The following is a 9,911-nucleotide window of genomic DNA, read 5'->3' as shown; positions in this document are numbered from 1 at the left end:
CCAGGCATCCAATTAAAATTAATATGATACAAAATAACACCTAGTATAGCTAGGCCCCTTAGACTGTCTAATCCAACCATATAACGACTATTTTTTTTAAAAGGTTTAGTCACCTACAATCACCTCTATTTCTTGGAAATTAGGTAAATAATAGCGGTATAAAATGCTATTAATTTCCTAAAATCGTATAAGCTAGACTATTACAAACATCATTTGGGAAGGCTCTCTTTTTTATAATAACATGCACAGCAACTATCACTTTATCACTTTATCACTTTATCACTTTATATGGTAGTTAAATTTTCCCGATCCACACTGAATAGTCCCTTATAAGCCCCATACAAGTAATAAATTATTACAAAAACAAAAAAACGAACTGAATTCCCCATAAATAACTGTAGAGATATAAAATTTTAGCCCAATGGGCATATAGCGGTACCCCTAATGAATTTTTTACTTTCTTAGTGCCTCAGCAGGCTCAGTATTAATAAGCTTATAACTTGCTGTTATGCTGATCACGATAACAATAATTGCTGTTACTAAAATAGAAAGAAACATTTGAAGTATCGTGATAACTAAACCAAGATCAAAAGCAATACTGATAAAATATGTGAAACTAATTAGAAAAGCATTAAAAACAGACGCCATTCCCGATAACAATACATTTTCACTGAGTATCATTCTTCGTATTGCGCCTTTACTAAAACCTAGTGCAGATAGTAACCCCAATTCTCTATATCTTGAATTTTGCTACTTAACAAGCAGAATGATGCTGATAAAGAGACCTATTGCTAAAATCAGAATGGATACTATTAAAAACAGGCGGTTAAGGCTATTAAAGGTGCTTTACAAGGCTGCAACTTCGCTTGAAATATTTTACTATCTATATCTTTTACTTTCAGCATTGTGTTCACAGAAACAATATCATCGAAACTTATCACATCATAGCTAATTGAATAACATTTTTTATCAATGATGGATTTCGAGATGATTGGATACAGGTGGGTAAATGAAAAGGACTTACCTGTTGCTAGGGTTCTGATCTATTGAATGCCGCGTCCTCTCTAAACAAAAGAATAGATTTTATTTTGTTAAAAAACGGTTAGAACCCAATTATGGCGGATGTGGTAGGAGAAGAACAGCATGAGAGAACGTCAACCGCTCTCTGGCCGTCCGATCACGCTGGAGTAGTGGTTAACTTGGTACTTCCCTCCTAAAAAAAGGCTATCTTAAAAGACCCTGATAAATAAAGGATACAATCAGGGAAATATGAATAACGATAATCTGCTACTCCTATAAAACAGATTATCTATCTAATCGTGTAGGATTCTCTGTAGTTTTTGCTTCATAGAATCCATTTAATACACGGCCACCTTTACTTTTTAAAACCTTCACAGGAGTCGGACGCTTGTTTATAAGCGCTACTCCCCCTCGTTGATACATTTTATTCGCTAGATTAATATGCATTTCAAATGCCATACCACGGTTTCCTAGTCCCATTGTTATTCCTCACTTTCCACTTGTAATATTCTATTTCAATTGAATATGCAATATCCCCTATTTATTTATTTATTTATTTGTTTATTGTAATATGACTTTATCAACTATCATTTAATAGCGCATCATTAATATTTATTGATAAATCAACATTTGTAATTTGATTCCTTATATTAAGCTCTGATAAAATACTTTTAAACACTTTATTCAAATGTTCACATTGGAATTTATTGTTATACACAGCTATACGTTTTTTGTGTATTATATAGCAGAAGAGTAAGGTAAGAGTTACTCTTTGCCATTTTAGGAAAGGTTCTGTTGGAGACAACAGGACCTTTTTTCGTAAAAGGATTAGCTTACTTTTAAAAACTTTGCAACAGAACCGAATTACTACTTACGCCAACATAGTTTTATTGTTATATTTAAAATGTGAGAATTTGTGAAATTATCAATACGAACAATTATTAGTAATAGGAGGTTTTATTATCAAAGGAAAACATCGTAACATTACCCTCGCAATATTAGGACTATATTCCGTTCTGATTCTCTACTTTATGTTCCTTGGTTTCGATAGATTGGGATTAAAATATATTAACCATGAATATGAATTCCAGTTAATACCGAGTAGTATTCCTTTGAGCTTGCCAAATATGGTAGATAGAGAAGATTTTAATCTATGGTTTTTTAATTTTGGAAATTTAACAGCATTCATACCTTTTGGGGTATTAATTCCTATGTTATATCGTTGTAGCTTTATTAGATTTATTACTTCATTCTGTATTTCTATTCTTATACTAGAAGTACTACAAATGGTTACTTTTCTTGGTGGTTTTGACATTGATGATGTAATTGTGAATGCAATGGGTGCTACGATAGGATTTTGTGCCTATAAAATAGGATTTCGCTCTAATAATACTTTGAAAAACTTTATTATTACAGGTGTAATAGCATTTATCATGACATTAGGAGTACTTGTAGTTGTAGGTGAAATTAATAAATCATTAGAAAAGGAACAACAATCCCCCAAAAATGGAACCGTTATAGCGCTAAATCAACTGACCGAAAGTACTGGATATGTACCGAATGTTAACAATTCCACAAGCTTTGAAGTGGCTCATAAAAAAATTGAACCTAAATTAAATATGTTAAGTAGTAAAGGGACAAATTCTCAGCAATTTAAATACTTGCTAAAAGGTAAGTATGCAAAACTTTCGGGATATCTCGGTATCCCTGATAGTGCGAGCAAACATTCCGGTAAGATAATTTTTTCTATTGATGGAAAAGATGTACAAACCATTCGATTTTCTGAAGAAAGCATATCTACATCCACAAGTTCCTTTAAGATAGAGTTGGCTAAAGCAAATGAACTTAGTATTAAATTTATTGATACAGATGCATTGCTATGGGATGTCAAGCTTACAGAATGGAAAAAATAATGAATTGAATTCCACTAGTTTAGATACTAGCGGATTAAATCTCTGGTTTAATACTACAAATTGTACAAACTTACCTGAGGCTATAGTCTCAGGTGTTTTTTGTTCGTTGTGTTCGTTTGTTTTGTTACCCCTTATCATCCCTTAACAACAAATAAGACGATAAACCGATCACAGCAGCGCCTAAAATAGCCATTCCTATATACATGTATGTTATAACCTTATCAAATGTCCATTTTTTTCAGTTTCATATTCATTGTGTAATTTCTACAAAATAAAACCATTACTATCGAAGTAATATGTTACCCCGTTAATTACCCTTGATTCATTTGTTGCAAGTCCATAATTTCCAGGAATCCAATACATCCATTTCCCATTAGCAGACGACTGTTCCCTACCCTCTTTCCTAACTAGCTTTCCACCAGGGTTGAATAAGTACCATCTACCGTCTATCTTCAACCAAGGGCTATTATTATCACAAGTAGCAGATGGATCAAACATAAGTATCCCCTTGACATAATACCAATCTACTTCATTTTCACTTTGCACCCAGGAGTCTATGGAAACCCTATTAATATTCAAATGGTAAATCAGAAATAACCTGTCCTTTCTCCTCTTCATGACCTTCATCACATAATGCCACAGCAGGTATAACTAATCCTGCCGTTAACGAAAACGCTATTATTTTTTCTTTGCTTTGCGTGTTTTTCACCCTATGAAATCAATAAAATAATATATAAAGATGAATTATTTTATTGATTGTGTCAAAAATAGAAGAGTGGATTTTATCAACATTTTTTATAAAATTAATTGTCTATTATTTGTTATTTGCGACTGATGATATGTGTCACTCCTGAATTAGAAAGATACACATTTTGGGGAGTTTTACAAAAAGAAGATATCACGCTTACTGACGTAACATAATTAAAGGCGAATAGAACTTGATAAAACATATACTCAGTTTCATTCTTGGAACAATTGTTATATTAATTGGTTCCTCTTGGATTATTCCTTACACCCTCGAAGCAATTGACAGTAACGTAAGTCATATTACTCGTGACAAAAAGTATTTTAGTAAGCTATATGACTATGATATTAACCTTTGGATGATTGCAAACTTTATATTTTTCATTTTTTGTGCAATTACTGTTCTTATATGTAAGTTACCTAATTATAAGAAGAACAGAAGTACTCATATAAAAAAATATAGTCATACAAATCAGCGTAAAAAAGCAAAGAGAAGGCGTCGTAAATAATTGTTTTTTATAGGGGTACTCACATCCATCAACTTAAGAATTTAGAATTACCCAAAACGAAAAAGAGTCCTAAATTAATTGGGCTCTTTTTACCTTTCTAAAATGTGAAATTTTGTATAAAAGTTTACATTCACTTCTTGAATCATTTATAGCTAATTTTGTAATAAATTTTTCAATATAGGTATAACTGTTATTTATGGTTTTGATATAAAAAATTAACAAAAAACAATATAATATAAATAAGATAGTAATCCCTTTTGTATTCTCTTTGTACAAAGATAAGATTGTGTTCCCGATCTTATCTTTTTTCTTTGGAGATTTTTGATTCAAAAAAGGAATCCTTATAATAAGGATTCTGCAACAGAAAATAACAAAATATAAATAATAAAAAGAATTACTTATATTATAGCTCATATAGCAATAATATAATATTGAGAAATATTTACATAAATTCAGTATGTATTACGTAGTGTAAGTAAAGCTAATTTCAAAATTTGATATACTAAAAGAAAAAATTAGGATGATAAGGCTATGCCAACAAAAGAATTTCAAGACACAATACAGCATTTTTCTTCTTTCTTATTAGATAAAGGAAGAAAACCTTCCACAATTAAACGATATGTTTATGATATTGAAGATTTTGGTCAGTGGTTGCAAAAATCAAAAAAGCTTCCCTTACGCAATATATGGACGACACTTAGTACCGAGGGTTATGAAGAGTATTTTAATGATTTAAAGAAGCAACGAAATTACTCTGATAAAACGATACATCGTGTTTATATTGTCCTAAGTAGACTTTATCAATATTTAGGCCTACCTAATCCATTAGAAGATATGAATCTCATGATTCAGCCTAATCGGGCGTTACGTGATGAAGACTTTATTTCTAAAGAGGAAGAAAAACGGCTAAAGTACATATTAACTTCATTAGAAGGATTAACAGAAAAACAACGCTCCGCTCGTCCAGTACTTATGGATCGTAACATTGTTATTGTGCATTTACTCATTAATAATGGTTTGTCCTTAAAAGAACTTGTAGGTTTACAGATGAAGCACGTTCATTTTGAAAAAAATACAATCTCAGTACCAGGAATAGTGGGTATAGAGAGGACGGTTCTTTTATCTGAAGATGATAAAAAGCGATTATGTAACTATTATATAACTATTCCTGAACCTGTTCGTCCAAAATATCATAGCAATGATCCACTATTCGTAGCATACGATTTTACTCGAAAAACTTATCATTGGTCATATGACAACGATGCTCCAAAAGCCTTAACAGAAATTGCTGTTCAAAAAATGATTCGACTTGAAGTTGAAAGAGCGAATTTACGAAAAGGAATTTCAGCACAACATCTACGGAATACCTTCATTTTACGGCTAATCGAAAATGAAGTTTTAGAGGGGCAAATTATAAAACAGGTAGGTTTTAAATCTAAACTTTCATTAAAAAGATATTATGATTATATCGATTAGACCTATTCATCTTAAAAGCCGATTATCCCTTAGCGTACAGGAAATCGGCTTTTTCTGTGTGAGGAATCGTCTAACGTACGAAGTTCACATTTTGTTGGTGCTAATTCTAATAGGGGTCACCTTATCAAAAAAAGAAAATCGTACATTATTAAGACCTAAATTCTGAGAACCCTTGAGAAATAAAGAAGCTTACATATTAGACATATCTAATATGTAAGCTTCTTTGATTTAGAGGTCATCATTCAAAAATGAATCTATTATTTAAAAGAGCCAATTTTGAAGGGAAGCACTGATTGTTTACTTTTTATTCACATGATAGTATAGCTCGAGAAGATCTGCCACAGGAATGTCATTTATTTTCATACCTGTAATATCACTCTGCTGTATTTCCACGTTCCTAAGGTTACTATTCTTTATTTTACTACCTTTAAGGTTACACCTTTCAAATGTGATTGGATTACCTTCATCTCCAAGACTTGTATCAATGAAACGAACCCCCTCTAAAGTTACCAAAGCCATTTCACTAATAGAAAAATTTAGATCGGCAAACAATGTATTTCTAAAATTTATATTGTGGAACTTTGAATGACTAAGATTACAATTATTAATGTGGCTGCTCATCAAGTTACTATTGCTAAAAGAACTACCTTCTAAAGTTACTTGATAACACTCCGTTTTAGCCATATTACAGTTTTCATATTGAGTACCTGAAATGTCCTCATTTTCAACTGATTTTTCTATCCCTAATAGGGTTTCTATTCTCTTTATATAACAATATTCATCCTCGGTTTTAAAGGTTGCTTGATATCCCATGTTTTCATAAAAGTAGTGATTGTTTAGCTGTCTACTAGATGTTTCAAGATCCCAGGCTCGCACATTCGGAAACTCTTTTTCTATCAAATCTATGACCTTTGAGCCTATGCCTTTACCTTGAGAGTCAGGGTCTACAAAAATACGGTCTATTCTTCCGAAAGATTTACCGGAAATCGTGACAATAATTCCACCCACAATTGTTTTGTTATATATAACCTTGAAGTAATTTAACTCCTTAATCATATACTTAGTCATTTCAATTGAAGAGTACCCTGGTGGCTGAATATTATAGTCGATTATATTCTCTTGATTTGGAAGCCATTTTTTTGCTTCTTCATCAAAAGTTCTTTTCTTAATTTCTGTTAACTTTTCAGCATCCGTAATAGATGCTTTCTCGATCCTTATCGTTGACATTTAGACGTCCCCTTTAAACTTAGCATTTGGCGCCTTTAACCCTTATATTACCATATCTGAACTGGTTTGATTTTTCAACTAGGCTACTTCCTAAACATTATTCCTCATTTACCAATCTGTTTATACTCTTTTCAAACTTTTTAACAAAACCAATTTAATAATATAACATAAAAAAATTCTAAAATTTCATGCAATATTGCATGAAATTTTAGATTGCAAGCCATATACTTTCTAAATATAATAAATATAAATATAGCCGAAATTTCTGAAAATACAGATATGCGTTTTGTGAAAGAAGATGGAATAGAGGAAACATCTATTTCATAGGTAGATTATTAAGTGTATTTATTTTTTGATACATAAATCACACTTTAAAAATTGATTTTTTGAATCATTTTTTAATAATATAAAATAATATTTACGCCAGTATCTTAGGTAATATCTTTAACAAATATCATGAACTCAATTAAACAATAAAGATCATCAGAATATATGATACTATAACATAATCTTTATTTATACCCTAAATTTTCTGAATAATTAAAATAAACTTACTTTTACAACGGGTACAATTAATATGTAGGATTTATCCTAAAAATTTGATGAATGGTGGGAATGAAATGAACCGCAAGATGTTAACAAAATGGTTTGGAATTATAAGTTTAATCATTATGTTGCTAGGAGTTTCTATGCCACAAGCAGCAGCCGAGATAATACATCAAGAAAAATTTCAAATGAACTGGAATTATATTAAATTCAAAGGTACTGAAGTAAAGGTAAAGTCAGACTTTCTAAGAACGTCATCAAAAGATGTTGCGTATTGTTTATCACCTGAGTTGAATTCACCTAATGGGGATAACCTTTCTGAAATTGGAAAAGAGGATGATTTTGTATATCGTGTCTTACTTTATGGATACCCTCAAAAAACGCCAGCAGAATTAGGGGTTTCTACAAAAGAGGAAGCCTACTATGCAACTCAATTAGCTATCTGGATTGCATCTAAAAAAATTGAACTCGCCGATTCAAAAACAGAAAACCAACAGATATATAGCCTTGTAAAACATCTGGTAGAAAAAGCTTCTAAAGGTACTGAAGTGCAGGAAGCATATTTGAATATAATACCTACTGGAAAACAAACTGTAGAAAAAAATGGAGACTATTTTGAAACAAATTTATATATGGTTCAATCAAATGCAGTATCTGGAGTATATTCCGTTCAAATAGAGGATGCACCAGAAGGAGTTCAAATTATAAATGAACAAGGTGAAAAAAAGAATGAATTCTCTATCAAGGAAAATTTTAAAGTTCTGATTCCGAAAAACACACCAAGTGGAAATTTCAAGTTAAGAGTAAATACAAAATTGCAGAGTTTACAAGCAGTTATCTTTGATGGGCAACAAAGGGTTCAAAATACAACTGCCTTATTACCAAGAACGAGCGAGAAAAGCAGTGCAGATATAGTAGTAAAATGGGAAACATTGGGGTCTTTAAAAATTATGAAGGTAGGAGAAAATAGAGACGTCTTAAAAGGGGCTGTGTTTGAGGTTGTAAGTGAAAATGGGAATTTCATAAAAGAAATCACTACAGCTGAGAATGGAATTGCTACATTAAATAACCTTCCTACTGATACGTATGTTATAAAAGAAATTCAAGCTCCAGAGGGATATGTACTTGATCCTACAATAAAAAAATTAGAAGTAAAAACTGGCGAGATAGCAGAAATAAAAATCAAGAATCGAAAAATAAAAAGTGACCTAGAAATCAAAAAAGTGCATGCTACATATGAAAATGCTAAACAATCTTATGATACACAAAGTAAAGAGCACATAGAAGAAAAGGATCTTGCAAGTAAAGAAAAGCATTACCTGCCATCAGCAGGAACAAAGCTTCCAACGACCCCATTTGTAGGACTAGGATTTATTATTTTAGGAATCTATATATTAAAAACAAGAAAATATCATGGTTAAAATCTATAAACAATAAAGGTTTGTTACCAATGCTTAAAGCTAAATATGCTAAGAAATGTTTTGTAAAAAATGTAGATTATAACTACTATCACAAATGAAAACGCTTTCTAAATGTGCAACTATTAAAAAAGGTTCTGTTACAAAGTTTCTTACTATCAAATTAGATGAAGTATTTTGCATTAACTATTATGAAACCATAAATAATTTTTGTAATTCACTTCACGTCGAAAGACAGGAGTCTAGTTTAAGACTTCTGTTTTGGGTTCTGGTGCAAAAATAAAACACAAGGGAATAAAGCATATATATTCCTAACGGAATCGTATCTTATGTTGCAAGTCCAAACAATTGATGGATGAATTCTTTTTGATTTTGTACAGACTGGCTCCGTAAAGCAATTTGTTCTTTTTTAATCATATGCATGGCTTCTACTCCAGAAAGAATGGATGTAGCTGTGTCAAAAGATTTAAGGCCTAGCATAGAACGGATTCGCTTCTTTATAAAGCGATAATCTTGTTCTACTATGTTATTCAAGTATTTTGTTGTCTAAGTCGCATACCGTTAGGTATGCTTTTTTCTTTTTTTAACTGTTCAATTGCTATAGGATAAGCTGGATTCTTATCGACTGTTATCACACGTGGCTTTGAAACATGAAAAGACCGCAAAGCTTTCTTGAAAAAGCACTTTGCAGCCTTATGATCTCTTGTTTTGCTTAGGCAAAAATCGATTGTGTTTCCGTTCGAATCAACAGCACGATACAGGTACGTCCATTGACCTTTTACTTTGATATATGTTTCATCGACTCTCCAAGAGTCATTTATTTGTTTGAGGTAACGTCGGATTCGTTTGTCCAATTCAGGACCATACTGATGAACCCAACGCATAATCGTTGTATGAGAAATGGATAAACCACGTTCCTCCATCATTTCCACCAAATCACGAAAAATTAGGTTATACCGTAGGTACCATCTTACCATTAATAAGATAATATCAGGCTGATAGTGCTTCCATTTGAACCAATTTTTCTTTTCCATACCAATCACACCCTTTTGGAGTAA

Annotated in this window: 8 protein-coding genes and 2 pseudogenes; 4 read left to right on the top strand and 6 right to left on the bottom strand. The window is 31.7% G+C overall.

The window, feature by feature from the left end:
* Positions 1–453 precede the first annotated feature (453 nt).
* Positions 454–729, bottom strand: coding sequence for an FtsX-like permease family protein (locus BAU23_RS18815; protein WP_071734989.1), 276 nt, complete (start codon positions 727–729; stop codon positions 454–456).
* A 603-nt stretch (positions 730–1,332) separates the two neighbouring features.
* Positions 1,333–1,500 (bottom strand): annotated as a pseudogene (locus BAU23_RS18810) (Holliday junction resolvase RecU); the annotation flags it as partial.
* Positions 1,501–2,036: 536 nt separating this feature from the next.
* Between BAU23_RS18810 and BAU23_RS18805 the strand changes: the two are divergent.
* Positions 2,037–2,933: a VanZ family protein gene (locus BAU23_RS18805; RefSeq protein WP_276327599.1), complete on the top strand. Its 897-nt coding sequence runs from the start codon at positions 2,037–2,039 to the stop codon at positions 2,931–2,933.
* A 264-nt stretch (positions 2,934–3,197) separates the two neighbouring features.
* Here the strand turns inward: BAU23_RS18805 and BAU23_RS18800 are convergent, their stop codons facing one another.
* Both BAU23_RS18800 and BAU23_RS30260 read right to left on the bottom strand, forming a co-directional pair.
* A complete protein-coding gene (locus BAU23_RS18800) occupies positions 3,198–3,431 on the bottom strand; it encodes a hypothetical protein (protein WP_071734991.1) in 234 nt (77 codons plus the stop codon).
* Between the two features lie 70 nt (positions 3,432–3,501).
* Positions 3,502–3,642: a hypothetical protein gene (locus BAU23_RS30260; RefSeq protein WP_165615100.1), complete on the bottom strand. Its 141-nt coding sequence runs from the start codon at positions 3,640–3,642 to the stop codon at positions 3,502–3,504.
* Between the two features lie 229 nt (positions 3,643–3,871).
* Here BAU23_RS30260 and BAU23_RS18795 point away from each other — a divergent pair, with 229 nt between their 5' ends.
* A complete protein-coding gene (locus tag BAU23_RS18795; protein ID WP_000589781.1) occupies positions 3,872–4,186 on the top strand; it encodes a hypothetical protein in 315 nt (104 codons plus the stop codon).
* Positions 4,187–4,717: 531 nt separating this feature from the next.
* The gene (locus tag BAU23_RS18785) at positions 4,718–5,662 is read left to right on the top strand and encodes a tyrosine-type recombinase/integrase (protein WP_001142401.1); all 945 of its coding nucleotides are present in this window, start codon (positions 4,718–4,720) and stop codon (positions 5,660–5,662) included.
* 297 nt (positions 5,663–5,959) lie between these two features.
* On the opposite strand, the gene BAU23_RS18780 is transcribed toward BAU23_RS18785, so the two are convergent.
* The gene (locus tag BAU23_RS18780) at positions 5,960–6,889 is read right to left on the bottom strand and encodes a GNAT family N-acetyltransferase (RefSeq protein WP_071734986.1); all 930 of its coding nucleotides are present in this window, start codon (positions 6,887–6,889) and stop codon (positions 5,960–5,962) included.
* 620 nt (positions 6,890–7,509) lie between these two features.
* Between BAU23_RS18780 and BAU23_RS18775 the strand changes: the two genes are divergently transcribed.
* A complete protein-coding gene (locus BAU23_RS18775; protein ID WP_071734985.1) occupies positions 7,510–8,856 on the top strand; it encodes a SpaA isopeptide-forming pilin-related protein in 1,347 nt (448 codons plus the stop codon).
* 324 nt (positions 8,857–9,180) lie between these two features.
* Here BAU23_RS18775 and BAU23_RS18770 read toward each other — a convergent pair.
* A pseudogene (locus BAU23_RS18770) lies at positions 9,181–9,887 on the bottom strand (IS6 family transposase).
* Positions 9,888–9,911 lie beyond the last annotated feature (24 nt).

Origin of the sequence: Bacillus nitratireducens, assembly GCF_001884135.1 — a bacterium.
Classification (GTDB): Bacteria; Bacillota; Bacilli; order Bacillales; family Bacillaceae_G; genus Bacillus_A; species Bacillus_A nitratireducens.
This window is presented reverse-complemented; position numbering and strand designations above follow the sequence as displayed.

Bases quoted from the DNA above. Each gene is read 5' to 3' on its own strand.
- BAU23_RS18800 (WP_071734991.1), bottom strand. From the start codon at position 3,431: ATGTTTGATCCATCTGCTACTTGTGATAATAATAGCCCTTGGTTGAAG.
- BAU23_RS18780 (WP_071734986.1), bottom strand. From the start codon at position 6,889: ATGTCAACGATAAGGATCGAGAAAGCATCTATTACGGATGCTGAAAAG.
- BAU23_RS18775 (WP_071734985.1), top strand. From the start codon at position 7,510: ATGAACCGCAAGATGTTAACAAAATGGTTTGGAATTATAAGTTTAATC.
- BAU23_RS18785 (WP_001142401.1), top strand. From the start codon at position 4,718: ATGCCAACAAAAGAATTTCAAGACACAATACAGCATTTTTCTTCTTTC.